This window comes from Stenotrophomonas lactitubi (assembly GCF_002803515.1).
Lineage (GTDB): Bacteria > Pseudomonadota > Gammaproteobacteria > Xanthomonadales > Xanthomonadaceae > Stenotrophomonas > Stenotrophomonas lactitubi.
The window spans coordinates 2,059,769-2,075,239 of record NZ_PHQX01000001.1; the positions used below are offsets into that span (position 1 = coordinate 2,059,769).

Sequence of the window (15,471 nt, forward strand, 5' to 3'; positions counted from 1 at the left end):
TCATCTGGCTGCGGTGCGTTTTCATGTCAGCAAGGCGTCTCTGCGCCGCGCCGGTAGTACCACCACCAGGTCACGGCCAGGCAGGTGACATAGAAAACGACGAACCCGTACAGCGCCATGTCGGGGCTGCCGGTCAACGTGATCGAAGAGCCGTAGCTCTTGGGAATGAAGAAGCCGCCGTAGGCACCGATCGCACCGGAGAAGCCCACGACCGCGGCCGACTCGATGCTGGCCTGGTGCGCCGACGCGGCCTTGCCTTCCGCATTGGCACCTGCCGACAGGCGCTCATGCAGCGTGCGGAAGATCACCGGGATCATGCGGAAGGTGGTGCCGTTGCCGATGCCACTGAGCACGAACAGCGCCATGAAGCTGAAGAGGAAGCCGTAGAAATTGCCGCCCTGGCCATCGCTGGGCAGGAAATGCAGCACGCCGAACACCGCTGCGATCATCAGCGCGAACACCCAGAACGTCAGCCGCGCACCGCCCCAGCGGTCAGCCATGCTGCCGCCCACCGAGCGCATCAGCGCACCCAGCAACGGGCCGATGAAGGCGTAGGCCAGCGGGTTCACGGCGGGGAACTGGCTCTTCACCAGCATCGGGAAGCCGGCCGAGAAACCGATGTAGGAACCGAAGGTGCCGATGTACAACCAGCACATCAGCCAGTTGTGCTTGCGGCGGAAAATCACCGCCTGTTCGGCGAACGAGGAGCGGGCGCTGGTCAGGTCATTCATGCCGAACCAGGCCGCCACCGCGCAGATCGCAATGGCCGGCACCCAGATGAAGCCGGCATTCTGCAGGTACAGCGGAGCACCCCCCTCCACCACCGGCTGCGGTGCACCACCGAGGGCACCAAACACGCCCACCGTGATCACCAGCGGGATCACCGCCTGTGCCACCGACACGCCGACATTGCCCAGGCCGGCATTCAGGCCCAGCGCCAGGCCCTGCTTCTGCTTGGGATAGAAGAAGGAAATGTTGGACATCGACGAGGAGAAGTTCGCCCCACCAAAGCCACACAGGATCGCAATCACCACGAACACCCAGTAAGGCGTCGCCGGGTTCTGCACCGCAAAGCCAAGCCAGATCGTCGGTGCCAGCAGTGATGCGGTGGACAGCGCCGTCCATCGGCGACCGCCAAAGATCGGAATCACGAACGAATAGAAGATGCGCAGCGTCGCGCCGGACAGGCTGGGCAGTGCCACCAGCCAGAACAACTGATCGGTGCTGAAGCCGAAGCCGATCTTCGGCAGGCTGATGGTCACCGCCGAGAACAGTACCCAGACCGAGAAGGCCAGCAGCAGCGAGGGAATGGAGATGACCAGGTTGCGGGTGGCGACCCGCTTGCCGGTGCGCTCCCAATAGCCGGGATCTTCCGGCGTCCAGTCGCTGATGACGCGACCAGGACTGGCAGTGCTGCGGACAACAGGATCGCTACCGACGGTCATACATGGCTCCAAGGCTGTGGAATGACGTGGGTACTGCTTTCAAGTTGTAACCCGTCGTCATGCAGCCATTAGGCCGTGCAGCAGTAACGACGGGGTTGATCTGGATCAATCAGGCGCGGGTTTCCCCCTCGCCCCTGACAAATGTCAAACCGATGATGCGGAACTGCGGCGCGTCACCCCGCGCTGGCGCACGCTGTCGCGCACATCCACATCGAACTGCAGCTGCAGCGTGGTGCCGTCATCCAGATACAGCGCAGAGGCCAAGCCATCGCGGCACGGCAGGCGCCCGGCAAGATCCTCCACCGATGACCGTGGCAGCACCAGCCGGCAATCGGTACCGCTGTCGAGCAGCACGGCCGATTCGCCACCATGCAGCGAAACAGCCGTACCCCAGCCGCCACTGCCGCCGAACCGGGTCACGTTCTCCACCGTCTCACCGGCCAGCAGCTGGGCCAGTTCGGCTTCGTCCAGGCGCAGGCGCATTGTCTGTTCTTGCAGCTGCACCTTCATGAGGCAACGTCCTCCCATTGGGTGGGGGTATTGCAGTTGACCAGGGCGCTTTCATCAGCGTGGGCCAGGCGCAGGGTCTGCGCGTCCAGCCGGTGTTGCAGGGCCTGCAGGGAACGCGGACCGAGGGGATCGTGGATCATGTTTTCGAGGATCGTGCGACTTTCATTGTCCACATTAAACAGCATCGGAAGCGGATGCCCGTCAAAGATCGTGCAAGCGCTGCGATGCCCGTCACGCAATTGCCGCAGCAGATCCGGGGTCAGACGGGGCGTATCCACCGGCACCACCCAAGCGGGGCCATCGGGCATCTGCATTGCCACGCTGAACAGGCCGCCCAGCGGCCCGCACCGTGTGATCTGGTCGGGCACGCCGCCGAAGGCCGGGTAGCGTCCGCTCACCCAAACACGGTCTGCCCCGGCCAGCCGCAACGTGCCGCGCATGTGCTCCAGCAGCGTGCGCCCCTGCCAGGGCAGCAGCGCCTTGTCGCGGCCCATGCGGCTGGACAGGCCACCGGCCAGCACGATGCCGGCGATGGTCGTGTTCACGCGGAAAACTCCAGTAGAGCCACGCCATGCGTGGCTGCCCCTGCCGGGCGCGACGGGAAGGCCCCATCCACGCATGGCGTGGATCTACTGGGGTCAATGGTGGTGCTCATGTGCCGGTTCACTGTCGGCGTGGCATAGCGTGCAGCCTTCGCTCCACTCGCTGTCGCCGTCTTCGTAATGTTCCTGTTTCCAGATCGGGCACTGGTGTTTCACCGCCTCGATCAGCTGCCGGCACGCGCGGAACGCTTCATCACGGTGCGGGCTGCCTGCGGCCACCACCACCGCCACATCGCCAATGCCCAAGCGGCCCTTGGCATGTGCCACGTACAACTTCAGCTTCGGCCCGAACGTCGCCTCGATCTCCGCCGCCACGCGCTGGATCTCGTTCAGCACCAGCGGTTCGAACAGGTCGTAGGTGATGCCGGTCACGGGCCGCCCCACATTGAAGTCGCGCACCTTGCCGATGAACACATCGATGCCGCCGAATGCCGGGTCGGACACCGCTGCGATGCCCTCGGCCGGATCGATGGCGCGCTGCGCGCGGTCCACCACTTTCGCAGTCACGTTGCTCATCGCTCAGCCCCCACTCACCGGCGGCAGGATCGCCACCTTGCCATCGGCGGGCAGCGCGTCGTGGTCACGCAGCACGCGCTGCTGGTCGGCAAAAGCCGAATAGTCCAGCAACCCGGCGCGGAAACCGGGAAAGCGCACCGGCAACAGCTCACGCAACGCCTGGCGCAGATCGGCCACGGTGCCGCCGGCCACCTCCAGCGCGATCTCGCGGCTGGCATCCAGATCGGAAAACGCACCGAACAACTGCAGATTCACCTGTTTCATCATGACTCCTGGGTCGCCAGCTGCAGCGGGTCCTGATGGCCCCAGCCCTGCACGCGCACCGGTGTGCCGGCCGTGGCCAGGTCACCCTCGCCCTCCAGCACCACCCAGGCGTTGGCCTGCAGCATGGATTTCAAACGGAACGATTCCTGGCCGGCCAGCACGCGTGCGCTCAAGCGCCCCTGCGCGTCCACTTCCACCCGCGCCCGCGCGTGGAAGCGCAGGCCCGGCGGCTTGCGCACGTCGGCCTGCAACGGCAGGTGCAGCAGCGGCTCGGCGGCCAGGCCCAGCAGGCGCCGCAGCACCGGTTCAACGAAGAAGCGCTGCCCCACTGCCGCCGACACCGGGTTGCCGGGCAGACCGAAATACAGCGCGCCATTGGGCAGCACTGCAAACAACAGCGGCTTGCCCGGGCGGATCGCCACTTTGTGGAACACGATGCGGGCGCCACGCGCGCGCAGCGCATCGGGAATGAAGTCGTAGCGGCCGGCCGACACCGCGCCGGTACTCACCAGCACCTGTGCCCCTGCCGCCAGCGCGTCATCCAGCACGGCATCAAAGGCAGCCACCTCATCGCCCACCGTGCCCTGCCACACCACCTCGGCACCGGCGGCCTGCAGGCGGCCAGCCAGATAGGGCCGGTTGCTGTCACGGATCTGTCCGGAGTCCAGCGCCTGCGCCGCTTCGGTCACCAGCTCCTTGCCGGTGGCAATGACAGCGACCTTCGGCCGTGCCACCACCGCCACCTCGGCCACGCCGATCGCATGCAGCAGGGTGCGTGCATTGATGTCCAGCGCCTGCCCGGCCTGCAGCACGCGCTCGCCTTCTTCCACGTCCTGTCCACGCAGACGCACGTTCTGGCCAGGCTTCACCGCGCTCTTCAACGCAATGCGGGTCGGCCGGCCATCCTCGCTGGCGAGGATCTCAACGTTCTCGATCGGCACCACCGTATCCAGCCCGACGGGCATGCGCGCGCCGGTCATGATTTCCCATGCGCCCTCGCCGCCCTCAGCACCGGCATCGCCTGCGGCCTGCCAGCCCTGCACCGCAAACCCGGTACCGCTTTCGAAGGGCGTGCCATTGGCGCGCAGCGCGAAGCCGTCCATCGCCGAATTGTCGAACGGCGGCAGCGACTGCCCGCTGATGATGTCCGTGGCCAGGATGCGACCACCCGCCTCATGCAGTGTCAGGCGCTCGGCCGGCAGCGATGTGGCTGCCTCCATCAGGTGCTGCAGCGCTTCGCTGTAGGCGATCATGCGTGGCCACCGCCATCGACCATCGCCAGCGCGTGGCCCAGCACCGGCGCCAGAATGTCCAGGCACTGCGCAGCCGCGCGCGGGCTGCCCGGCAGTGCAAATACCAGCATGTCATCCAGCTGCACCACCTCGGCACGGCTCAGCCAGGCCATCGGCGTGTGCTGCGCACTCAACGCGCGCACCATCTGCGCCAGGCCATGCACCGGTCGCGCGTTCAACGAACGCAGCGCCTCCGGGGTCAGGTCGCGCGGGCCCAGCCCGGTGCCGCCGGTACACAGGCACAGGCGTACGCCCTCGCCCGCCAGCGCACGCAGGCGACCTGCAAGCGGTTCGACGCCATCGGGCAGTACCTCGGCAGCCACCACCTCGCCACCGAGCGACTGCAGCCCGCTCACCAGCTTCGGCCCGGACTCGTCGGCATACGTGCCCTCGCTCGCGCGATCGCTCAGCGTGATCACCGCGCAGGCAGCACCGTTCAAGCCCTTCGGCGGACGCGGCCTGAAGCGCTCGCGCTCACCATCCTCCATGCCATCAGGATGCAGCCACAGGCCGCGCTTGCCGCCTTCCTTGAACAGCAGACGGATGCCCTCGATGCGCAGTGCCGGCTCCACCGGCTTGCTCAGGTCGTACAGGGTCAGCAGTGCGGCGTTCACCCCGGCCAATGCTTCCATCTCCACACCGGTGCGGGCCTCGCTGGCGCACTCGCACCACACGCGGATCGACTGCCGTTCCGGCACCGGCGCGCAGTACACCTGCACCAGTTCCAGCGGCAGCGGGTGGCACAGCGGCATCAGCATCGAGGCCATCTTCGCGCCTTGCAAGCCAGCAATCTCGGCCATCACCAGCGCGTCGCCCTTGGGCAGGCGGCGCTCGACAATCAGCGGGTAGGCCACCGGTCCGGCATTCAGCTCGCCCACCGCCACCGCGCGGCGGCGGGTAACGCGCTTGTCGCGCACATCGGCCATGTGGAAGGCCGCGTTCAATTCACCACTCATCGTGTTCCTCATCCTCCGATCGACGCCAGGTGCGGGGTCAACCCGGTCTGGCCCTGATGCAATCCGTGCCCGGCCGCTTTCAGGCCAAGCTGTGTGGTGATGCGTGCCAGCAGCGCGTCCTGGTCATCGTCGCTCTGCAGCAGCGGGCGCAGTGGCACGCCGAATTCGCCGAACAGGCACAGCCGCAGGTCGCCCTTGGCGGTCACCCGCAGGCGGTTGCAGCCCTTGCAGAAGTCACGCGAATACGGAGCGATGATGCCCACCGTGCCGCGATGCTGCGGGTGGCTGAATTCACGCGCCGGGCCGGCATCGGCCGCGCGCGGGCGCTCGTGCCAACCGGCGGCATGCAGCTGGTCGATCACGTGTTCGGCACGCAGGTGGTGCCGCTGGAAATAGGCTTCGTTGTCGCCAGTACGCATCAGTTCGATGAAGCGCACGCTGAAGGGACGGTCGCGCAGGAAGTCCATCCACTTCGGCAGCTCGTCGTCGTTCAGGCCGCGCAGCAGCACTGCATTGAGCTTGATGGCGGGCAGGCCCAGTGCCTGCGCCATCTCCAGCCCCTGCTGGATTTCCGGCAGGCGGTCGTGGCCGGTGATGGTGCTGAAGCGCTCGCGCTGCAGGCTGTCCATGCTCACGTTCAGCGCGGTCAGGCCGGCGCGGTGCCAGCCCGGCAGGCGACGCGGCAGCAGCGTGCCGTTGGTGGTGATGGCCACCTTGCGGATGCCCGGCACGGCCGCCACCGTGGCGATGATTTCGTCCAGGTCCTTGCGCAGGCTGGGCTCACCACCGGTAAGACGAATCTTGGTCATCCCCAGCATGGCAAACGCGCGCACCAGGCGCGCGATCTCGTCCACCGCCAGGAAGCGCGGGCGGCCATCGGCCTGGTAGCCATCGGGCAGGCAATAACTGCAACGGAAGTTGCAGGCCTCGGTCAACGACAGGCGCAGGTAGGGAAAGCTGCGCCCGAATCCGTCGGTGAGTTGGCTCATGGCTGGTCCACCTTGTTGTTCCACCGTCTTGCCTGTGCCCGGAACGGCCCGGATACCCTCGCCTGCTGAGACTGACGCCAGCCTACGCGGCAGGCATTGGCAACGGGATGACTTAAATCAATCGCCGCCGGCCACGCCGCGCGGGCGTTGTGGCAGCATGCGGCTTTCCGTGCCGTGTGCGTGTGACAGCCATCATGATGATGAACGATTTCCAGCAATTGCTGCAGGCCGCCGGCGAACAGGCCGAACCGCAACGCCTGCTGTTCGTATTCGCCCGCGCCGACCTGCCCGAATCGCCCACCGACGACCAGCGTGACCGGCATGACCGCCGCGAAGGCGGCACCCTGTCGCCGGTGCTGTGCGTGGACAAGCTGCCGGCCGAGGTGCCCAGCTTCCAGGCGTTGGCCAGCGAGTCCACCACCACCGGTGTGGAGTGGGACATGGTGTTCGTGGCGGCAATGGATGGACGTGCGGGCTTCGCACCCACCACCGACGAGGCCACGCGCCCGCTGCGGCTGATGGTCAACGCCATCAACGACGGCCAGATCGGCCGCTTCGCCGCCTTCGACCGCAGCGGTGAGCCGATCCAGTTCTATTGAGCCACCAGCTGCAGGGTCAGGAAGAAGATCACCAGCACCGTGTTCAGGCCCCAGGCCACGGTCAGCCCGCGCGCAGCAACGCCCAGGTTCGGGGTGCGCGCGGTAGGTGCTGCGCGCCAGACCGCGGGGATGATCCAGCCGGTGTAGAGCAGCAGCACGGCGAACACCGCCAGCACCAGTGTGGTGCGCTGGTTGGCCAGGCCCCAGAGGGCAACGGCCCAGAGAATGTTGCTGGGAATGACCCCCTGCAGCCAGAAGACGTTCCAGAGGCGTGAACGGCCTTGGGTGTCGGGCGTGGGGTGCAGAGACGCGGTGGCTGTCATAAGTCTCCTTTGTGTTTAGGAAACGTGCTGGGCAAGCCTGCGCTCGGTGGCTGGGAACGTCAAGGCACGACGCAATCGGTAGCGCCGGGTCGTGCCCGGCGGAATGCATCCGGGTTCACGGTGATGTCGCCTTCGCCCCGGCCGTCCTGCTCACTCCATGCACCCAACCACGACACCTGTCGCAGATTGCCTGGTCGCGGTGGATCATCGCGGCAATCAGCGCTGCCGGTACTTAACAGCGTGGTTCAATGCCGAAAGCGTCTCCAATCGTGAGCTATTTGCAACTCTTCTGATTGGCATTGCACAGCGACGCGGGCTCAGATGGCGTGCCACCGAAAACGGGTGGCCGGGTTTCGAATCCCGTGTTGACCTTGAGTGATTGCGCTTGCCAGTCGGCGTCCACATTCCGTGGCGCCGGCTGGCAATCCGTCTGCCGGCTATGGCGGGCGGTGCGTGGGGGCGTTCGCGCCCGCCGGCTTGAGGTCAACCCGGATTCGAACCACGTACCGTCCGCCACCTCTGTGTGGCGGCTACCGATTGCCTTGCACGGAGCCTCGCCATGAACGGATCTGACCTTCCCCATCTGCACGCCTACCGTGACCCGGCCAATGCCGATGACCTGGCAGAGGCTGTGTCCTGCGCGGATGCGAATACCCTGATTGCCAACCTGAAGCGGATCGGCAAAGGCGCTGCCGCCGACGGGCAGCCCTGGCCGGAGCGGCATCAGTTGCCCGGGCGCTGCATGGCGCTGGCCGATGCGGATTGCGCGTTGGCCGGGTTGCGGGTGGTACAGGAGGTGCTGCTGGCGGCAGAGCGGACCCGGCAGAACGGCGAGCCCGAGGACTATGTGGGCGACCGGGTGATGGAAGGGCTGATGCTGGCGTGCCTGGCGTTGAGTGCGCAGGCTGTGGGGCGGTTGCAGGTGGAGGGGTGAATGCCACACGCAACGCTTCAGCGAAGAGCGCTTTCAGCAGGCGTCAGTGCCCGCTGAAAGCGCTCCTCGGATCGAGGCAGATGATCGGTGAGAAGTCCACCGCCCACAATTCGAGCTCGAAGAGCTGATCGTGATCGTCCACATACAGGGTGGCCATCACCGGCATACCGCGACATCGACAAGCGTTGCGGTGGCAGCGTCACGGCCAAGGACCTGAGTCTTGCTGGAGAGAAACAGCACGCCCCGAGTCCGAGGACATCCGCCTGGGCGAGCGCCAGATCCTTCAACAGCTGCTCGGACAACTCGGTAGTCCCAGGCAGCATCCTCTGGATGAGGGAGACCTCGTCGGAGGTGAGCAATCTGGGCATCGGACGTCCTTCAGAGAACCGTATGCGCCATCGACAGGTTCTCGACCCGCCATGTCCTTGCATAGACGAGAATGACGCTTCCGGTCGAGCAGGCCTCGATACGGAAACACTTCAACCCGGACGACGGGTAGCCTACCGCCTTCCAACGATCAAGAAGATCGATGAGCCCCGGCTCGTCATCGTCAACCGGGGGGAAATCTATTCTCTATTCATCTACCGGAATTTCGGATCGCGATCCCCAGGCGCAGGGCTGAAATGCTCACATTTCTGGTCCAATTGGTAGTGGGAGTACTTCTGCCCTTTGGTACCCGGCGGCGTCGCCGGATCTATACGCAGTCGCTCTTGACACTTGCCACCCACCATCTCACCGAAGCTTCCAGGCCCATGGGGATTTTGAACGCAGCGGAACGCACCCGGCAGAACGGCGAACCCGAGCCGTACGTGGGCGGCCGGGTGATGAGGGGGTTGGTCATCTTCTGCCAATCGTTATGCGCGCAGGCGGCGGGGTGGTTGCAGCGGGAGGGGTAGCGTAGTGCATACCGCTCCCAGCGGCGTCAGCCAGCATCTCGCGGACGAGAGGCATTCCTGCCAATTCTTCGCCCACTCTCCTTCCCGCCACAGGATCTCTTGAGCTTCAACCATGCAGCGCAGAAAGAAAGTGCCCCAACAGCCCAGCTGCCAAGTAGCAGCGATACCGGGACGTCCCAAAGAGCAGCAATTGCCCCATATCTTTCGAAGCTGACAACGAGCCGCTGAAAGCCATCAACGATTACCAAATTGGACAGCGTAATGGCGAATGTCCCGCCTACAACGCCGGCAGCAGCCCCGATCCCAGCAACCGCGAGCACCGTCCATTCTTTGCGAATCAATGCAAAGCCATAGAATGCGAAAGACAGAATTAACGAAATCAGCACGACGTATGGAATCCGCATCCCCTCAATCTTCACAAATGCCGAAACCCATCTCCATGCCGCAATGTTGATAACAACACAAAGCATGAAACAAACTGAAGATGCCACCAACCTATCTTTCACTTGACCGGGCATTCGGCCTCCTTCGCCATATCATTCAGGACACCAGGACGGAACGTTTGAGTGATACCACACATTCCACTCAACGCACCCGACACAGAGGCTGCACACCCGAAACCACGAGGATCGCCCCATTCCTCTGCATTCTGGACCAGAGTAGCTTCCTGCTCCGGCGACAGGTGAATAACGGTGAACTCAACACGGCTTCCAGTCGCGCGCTGATACCTGCTGTATCCAGCCAAGCTAGCATCATCCCCCTCGAAAAGCCCACCAGTTCCCCGACGTCCACCGGGCGCGTACGAACCTGCTGGATCGTATAGGAAGTCGGGTTGTCCGGGCCTTGCGACATGGATCGCAGAGTGACTCCCAATTCCAAAATCGTAGGTGGTTATCAAGGTGGTCTTTAGCCCCCTCGGATCGGTGAAATTCATCGGCCTTGAAAATACATAAGCATATGTATTCACACCAGAATTCAACCCAATCGGATCACTCTGGGAATAGCGTCCCACTGCCGGGTCGTATTCCCGCTGGTAGTTGTAGAACAGCCCACTCGCATCCGTCGACTGTTGCCCGGGGAAGCGCAGCGCCAAGTCGAACGCCACGCCATCGCCATCCGGATCAGCACTAGGAATCTGATCACCGAACACTTCGCTCTTGTTGCTCCACTCCCAGATCGCAACATCGCGCACGGAGTCGATCACCACGCGCGGCGTGCCCAGGTGGTCCGGCTGGATGTAGGCCAGCTCCGGCACGCCGGTGCCCGGCACATTGATCAGTGCCACCGGATAGTTGTCCAGCCAGATCGCCTGTTGCTGCGCCTCCCCCGTGGCCGAATAGTTGCCCAGCCACTGCCCTGCCTCGCCATACAGCGTGAGCTGTGCTGCACCACCGGCTGGGGTGCGCAGCACGCGCTCGCCGCGATGGTTGTACGCATAGCTCTCCAGCACGGCGCTACCCTGCTTCACCGCGTTCATCCGGTTGGCATCGTTATAGGTGAACACCTTGCTGCCAATGCTGGTGGTGTTGCCCGATGCGTCGTGATTCCGCACCTCGCCATCCACCGCAGTCAGCCGGTGGCTGGTTGCCGGATAGGTATAGGCGGCCGTTCCAGCCGACGTAGTCAGCGAGGTCCGGTTGCCGGTGGCGTCGTAGCCGTAGGTTTCAATCGGCGTGCCGGTCGTACCGTCCTGGGTCTGGGTCAGGCGGCCGAGCGCGTCATAAGCGTACTTGGCCAGCACTTCGGACCCTGCGCCGTTCTTCAGCTCGGTGATCGAACCCACCGGATCATAGCCATAGCTCAGCGACAGGCCCCCTGCGGCCGGGTCATGCACGACCTGCGGGCGGTAGTCCAGGTCCAGCGGCCGCTGCAATTGACGGCCGTTGCCATAGGTCCAACCGGTCGCCGGGCCGAAGGCTGCATAGCTCACGTTGTTCACCACGATCTGGCGCGCTTGGCCAGGCCGGGTCAGTCCGATCTGGCTGATGCGCCCTTGGGTATCGCGCAAGTAGTCAGCCACGCTGCCGTCCGGGTAGGTCAACGACGTCAAGCGGCCCGACTTGCTGTAGGCGTAGCGCAGTGTACTGGCGACACCGTTGACAGCCTGCACCTTGCGGGTGATCTGGCCGAAGCGGTCGTAGCAGTACTGGGTGCTGCCACTGGCGTGCAGCACCTGCCCCAGGCGCCCCTTGGCGAATCGCTCATCAGCCACGCAGACGGCCGGCGCCACATCATAGCTGTAGCCCACGTCCAGATTGGGGTCCGGATAGGCAATACCAGTCAGGCGGTTAAGTGCATCGTAGTGATAGGTGGCAGTGATACCGCGCGCGTCGGTGGCGGTCTTGCGGTTGCCTGCCGCATCCACGGTGAAGCTGCTGGCGCCACTGTCCGGGCTGACCTGGCCGGTCAGATCGCCAAAGCCGTTGTAGGCGTAGGTGGTGTGCAGGCCCTTCGGGTCGGTCACCTGGGTGACCTGGTCCAGCGCGTTGTACTGGCTGCGGATTTCCGCAGCAACACCTCCCACGTCCTGCAGGGTCCGAGCCAGCCGGTTCAGGGGATCGTACTGCTGGCTGGAGACGCGCTGCAGGGCGTCGGTTATCGTCTGCGGGTTGCCGTTTGCATCGTAGGTGAAGCCAGTGGCGTGGTTGCCGGCGTCTTTCAGCGCCTTAAGCTGGCCAATCGTGTTGAAGGTGCGTGCCAGGGTGCGGCGCAGGGTACCGCCCGCATCCAGGGTGTCCTCCTTCAGGCGATTGCCGACATTGTCCAGCGTGTAATGAATGGTGTTGCCTGCGTTGTCCTCGATATCGGTCAGTCGCAGTGCTGCGTCATACACGTAGGTCACGCTGCCGCCATCCGGCTCGGTGATCTGCTGCACCTGGCCGGTGGGCCAGTAGCTGATCTGGGTGGATCGATCCTCGGCGGTGGTGGCGCCGCGTACGGTCACCGAGGTGGGCCAGCCGCGGGCATGGTAGGCGTAGTCGGTGACCACCCCATTGGCATCCTTCACCGACAACGGTCGCCCGTAGGCGTCGTAGGCCAACGTCTCCACCGTCTGACCGAGTGCATTGGTGACGCTGCGCAGGTCGCCCTTGCGATAGGTGCAGACCCCATTGGTCGCGCACCCTGCGTCGTCTGCGGCGTAGTAGGCATAGGTGCTGACGTCGGCCACGTCGGTACGTGCGCCGTCCACGCTCTTCAGCAGCCCCTCCACGGGGCAACTGCCGGCTGCGGCTACATCCGCGGCCTCGCAATAGGTATACGTGGCCGTACGCGTCTGCCCGGACGCCAGGTCCTTCAGGGTCACGCTCACCGGCTGTCTACGGGCGTTGTAGGCGGTACGCGTCTCACGCTGAGCGATGGTCGTAGCCAGCACCGCGTTGGTAACACTGTCGCGCGTGGTCTGCACAACACGCTGCTCAGGCAGGCCGACCGCATCGGTAATGGTATGTGTGTTGGCCGGTCGGCCCGTCACCGCGTCGACGCCTTCGCTGTAAGTGTGCTTGGTCTGGACGCCGCGCCGGTCCGTATAGGTATCCAGACGCCGACGGAAATCGACCGCGCCATCATAGTAGGTGCGACTGATCGAACCCTGGGCATCGGTCGTGCCCGACACCTTGCGGGGAGGTGCGCTGTCGCCACCGGCTGTCAGCGTGTAATCGGTCTGATGGCCCAATGCATCGGTGACCACCGCACCGCCATTTGGGCTGTAGGCAAGGGTTACGCCATCAGCGCCACCCGCGTGCTGGCTCGAAATGACGCGACCGATGGTGTCATAGGTGAAGGTGCTGTAGCGGCGCCCATCCTCGGCGGTAATGCCGGTCAGGTGCTGGGGGAAATCCTGATTCTCGTAGTGATAGGTGCGCACCCCGCCGCCCGCGTAGGTGACGGTAGCGACCTGCCCATGCGCAGTATAGGTATAGCTCGCCTGCGGCACGCCCGCGACCAGAACGGAGCTGATCAGGGCTTCGTAGTCGTTGGATTGATAGACGAATTCAAGCGTACGGCCACTGCTGTGCACAACGGCAGCGAGGCGCTGGCTGTTGTCATAGACGAAGGTGAGCGAGGTACCGTCCACAAAGCGCTTCGCGGCGAGCCGACCCGCATCGTCGAATGTCGAAATGGCGTCGGACGCGTACAGCGTCCAGTTTCCATTCTGGACCAGGCGATCGCCACTGCTGTCAGCAGCCTCGTAGACCTGGCCGATCTTCTTGAAGGCGCGCTGGAAACCGGTGGCTTCAACGATGCCTGCGCCACCCGCCCCATCCAGTGCCAGTTGCGCTCCAAGCGAATGTGTCCAGCCGTGGCCGAAGCCTCCGGACGAGGTGGATATTCCCGAATGGTAATAGCGCGTCAGTGCGATCCAGCCCAGATCGAAGTCCTGCGCGATCTCGTACTTCTCGCCGGTCTTTACGTCGCAGGGGTTGCCTACCGCTCCAGTGCACGGAGGCTCCTGCGATGCCGAAGTGCTGGAGGGGTTCGGGCTCATGCCACTCATGGCGCCGTTACCCGAGGTCGGACAGTTGCCATTCCCGCCATCCTTGTCGCACTGCGTCGTCTTGGAGGTAATGGTTGCTACGAACTCTTCGCTGACGCAGGCTTCGTACTTGTTGGACCACTGGGTGAAGGGGACCGGGCAATTTAGGCGCCGAGTCCGCGTCATCTGCGCATCGCTTGGATAGGGCGTGCACGGCGACTCGGCTGTGTTGTCGCCGGTCATGTATATCACTTCAAATTCACGTGTCTCGATGGTTCCTTCCATGTCCGGGCTGAGCGCATACCACTCGCTTGTAGGCGTGACGGCTGCACCCGGGCATACTGGATTGAATGCCTTGATATAAGCGAGATAGGAAGCGACCATCGCCTCTTCGGTTGGGAACATATCGGTACTGAGATACGACCATTCAGGATCGGAAGGCTGGGACTTTCCCATCCAGTAGGTAATTGAAGTATTGCCTTCCAGGTCGACCACGGTGGACTTGATCGAATTGACGGATTTCCAACCAATCTGGAACTCCGGCGGGAACGGACTCGGCGCGGGCAGGCTCTGGATCGCCTGCACCGCTGCCTGCTGGGTCTTGTACTGGGTCGAATTTCCGCCTGGCTGCGAGATGCGCCAGGTTTTTTTGCTTTCCTGCGCCTGCGCGGCAAGAGGGGCCGCGCAGCCAAGCGCGACCATCGTCAGCGCCAGACACGCCAGCTTCATTGTCCGTCCGAACATCCGTGTTCTCCTTCCTGGGCGAATACCGCGCCGGGAGGGACGAAGGCGCACAGGCGGATCACCGCCCTGTCGCGCCCTGCTTCGGATCGTCCCTGTTCCGGAATGCGGCAATGCCGCATGGCGCCTTTATCGCGCAAGACCATTACATAATCAAGTCAAGCCCTGAGATATAGGTCACGGTTATCGATAGCGAAAATGGCGGTCGACCCAGGTCGGGAGCAGCCCCCTTCCAAGCTACGTCCCACCCAACATCCGTGATAGCGTGCGCCATCAAACTTTCCAACAGGTGCAAGGATGCGCAGCAGGATTGGATATGGCCTGGTCATCACCTCCGCCTTCCTGGCGACGGACGCTCCGGCAGCACCGCCGGCCGCAACTCCCAGCGATCGGGCCCAGGACTTCGTGCAGACACAGGCGATCTCGGCGCGCTGCCAGAAGATCCTGCCTGGCCTGAAACTACAGTTGCAGGACGGCCGCGAACGTTGGCTGTCGACCTTCGATCCCGCGCAGCTTCAGGTGGCGCAGGCCTACGCTGCCAGCAAGGAGGGAAAGAGGCTCGGCAATGAGGTCGAACGTGATGCCTCCCGAGCCTTTGGCCGCAATACGCTTTCTGCCGCCGCGACCTGCATCAGCCTTCTGGGCGAGTACTCGCCGGCCCATCCCCTGCCGACTGGCTCGGCAATGCCGGCCGAGAGAGTGCAGCATTACATGTTCCATTTCACGCCGATGGCACTGGCAAGGCTGCAATGCGCGCGCCTGGACGGGATCGATGTGGCAACGCAAGCGGACGGCTCGGAGACTTGGCAGTACCGGGCCTGCGGCCGGGTGGAAACCGTGCGCATGGCGCCGGTCGGTCAATCGTGGTCGATGACCGATGCGGATCGAAACCGTCTTTTCGAGGCATTGACCCGGTAGATCGCGAGGCAA

15 protein-coding genes are annotated in these 15,471 nt (G+C 64.1%); 3 read left to right on the plus strand and 12 right to left on the minus strand.

Going from position 1 to position 15,471, the window contains the following annotated elements; all coding sequences use genetic code 11:
* Positions 1 to 26: 26 nt before the first annotated feature.
* From CR156_RS09680 to moaA, 8 genes are all read right to left on the minus strand, one after another.
* The gene (locus tag CR156_RS09680; RefSeq protein ID WP_033831277.1) at positions 27 to 1,445 is read right to left on the minus strand and encodes a NarK family nitrate/nitrite MFS transporter; all 1,419 of its coding nucleotides are present in this window, start codon (positions 1,443 to 1,445) and stop codon (positions 27 to 29) included.
* A gap of 144 nt (positions 1,446 to 1,589) precedes the next feature.
* Entirely contained in the window at positions 1,590 to 1,955 is a 366-nt protein-coding gene (locus CR156_RS09685) for a hypothetical protein (RefSeq protein WP_100552689.1), read from the minus strand.
* Entirely contained in the window at positions 1,952 to 2,500 is a 549-nt protein-coding gene (gene mobA, locus CR156_RS09690) for a molybdenum cofactor guanylyltransferase (RefSeq protein ID WP_279324076.1), read from the minus strand. The genes CR156_RS09685 and mobA overlap by 4 nt, the downstream gene beginning before the upstream one ends.
* Before the next feature lie 93 nt (positions 2,501 to 2,593).
* Positions 2,594 to 3,073 (minus strand): molybdenum cofactor biosynthesis protein MoaE, encoded by a 480-nt coding sequence (locus CR156_RS09695; protein ID WP_100552691.1) that lies wholly within the window; start codon positions 3,071 to 3,073, stop codon positions 2,594 to 2,596.
* Positions 3,074 to 3,076: 3 nt separating this feature from the next.
* Entirely contained in the window at positions 3,077 to 3,337 is a 261-nt protein-coding gene (locus CR156_RS09700) for a MoaD/ThiS family protein (protein ID WP_100552692.1), read from the minus strand.
* Positions 3,337 to 4,590 (minus strand): molybdopterin molybdotransferase MoeA, encoded by a 1,254-nt coding sequence (locus CR156_RS09705; RefSeq protein ID WP_100552693.1) that lies wholly within the window; start codon positions 4,588 to 4,590, stop codon positions 3,337 to 3,339. Before CR156_RS09705 ends, CR156_RS09700 begins: the two co-directional genes overlap by 1 nt.
* Positions 4,587 to 5,585 carry a bifunctional molybdenum cofactor biosynthesis protein MoaC/MoaB gene (gene moaCB, locus CR156_RS09710; RefSeq protein WP_100552694.1) on the minus strand — a complete coding sequence of 333 codons (999 nt, stop codon included), beginning with the start codon at positions 5,583 to 5,585 and terminating at the stop codon, positions 4,587 to 4,589. Before moaCB ends, CR156_RS09705 begins: the two co-directional genes overlap by 4 nt.
* Positions 5,586 to 5,593: 8 nt before the next feature.
* Complete coding sequence (gene moaA, locus CR156_RS09715; protein ID WP_100552695.1) at positions 5,594 to 6,574, minus strand: GTP 3',8-cyclase MoaA; 981 nt, start codon at positions 6,572 to 6,574, stop codon at positions 5,594 to 5,596.
* Positions 6,575 to 6,768: 194 nt separating this feature from the next.
* Here moaA and CR156_RS09720 point away from each other — a divergent pair, with 194 nt between their 5' ends.
* On the plus strand, positions 6,769 to 7,173 hold the full coding sequence (locus tag CR156_RS09720) for a ribonucleotide reductase subunit alpha (RefSeq protein WP_089235854.1): 405 nt from the start codon (positions 6,769 to 6,771) through the stop codon (positions 7,171 to 7,173).
* Here the strand turns inward: CR156_RS09720 and CR156_RS09725 are convergent.
* Positions 7,167 to 7,496 carry a hypothetical protein gene (locus tag CR156_RS09725; protein ID WP_100552696.1) on the minus strand — a complete coding sequence of 110 codons (330 nt, stop codon included), beginning with the start codon at positions 7,494 to 7,496 and terminating at the stop codon, positions 7,167 to 7,169. The genes CR156_RS09720 and CR156_RS09725 overlap by 7 nt on opposite strands.
* 559 nt (positions 7,497 to 8,055) lie before the next feature.
* Between CR156_RS09725 and CR156_RS09730 the strand changes: the two genes are divergently transcribed.
* Complete coding sequence (locus tag CR156_RS09730) at positions 8,056 to 8,430, plus strand: hypothetical protein (RefSeq protein ID WP_100552697.1); 375 nt, start codon at positions 8,056 to 8,058, stop codon at positions 8,428 to 8,430.
* 43 nt (positions 8,431 to 8,473) lie between these two features.
* On the opposite strand, the gene CR156_RS23395 is transcribed toward CR156_RS09730, so the two are convergent.
* The 3 genes from CR156_RS23395 to CR156_RS09750 all read right to left on the minus strand — a co-directional run bounded on the left by CR156_RS23395 (position 8,474) and on the right by CR156_RS09750 (position 14,544).
* Entirely contained in the window at positions 8,474 to 8,596 is a 123-nt protein-coding gene (locus tag CR156_RS23395) for a DUF6984 family protein (RefSeq protein WP_409349548.1), read from the minus strand.
* Positions 8,597 to 9,352: 756 nt separating this feature from the next.
* Positions 9,353 to 9,844, minus strand: coding sequence for a hypothetical protein (locus CR156_RS22725; protein WP_133120075.1), 492 nt, complete (start codon positions 9,842 to 9,844; stop codon positions 9,353 to 9,355).
* Positions 9,829 to 14,544 carry an RHS repeat-associated core domain-containing protein gene (locus tag CR156_RS09750; protein ID WP_100552699.1) on the minus strand — a complete coding sequence of 1,572 codons (4,716 nt, stop codon included), beginning with the start codon at positions 14,542 to 14,544 and terminating at the stop codon, positions 9,829 to 9,831. The genes CR156_RS22725 and CR156_RS09750 overlap by 16 nt, the downstream gene beginning before the upstream one ends.
* A 294-nt stretch (positions 14,545 to 14,838) precedes the next feature.
* Between CR156_RS09750 and CR156_RS09755 the strand changes: the two genes are divergently transcribed.
* Positions 14,839 to 15,459 carry a hypothetical protein gene (locus tag CR156_RS09755; RefSeq protein WP_223880147.1) on the plus strand — a complete coding sequence of 207 codons (621 nt, stop codon included), beginning with the start codon at positions 14,839 to 14,841 and terminating at the stop codon, positions 15,457 to 15,459.
* Positions 15,460 to 15,471: the final 12 nt, after the last annotated feature.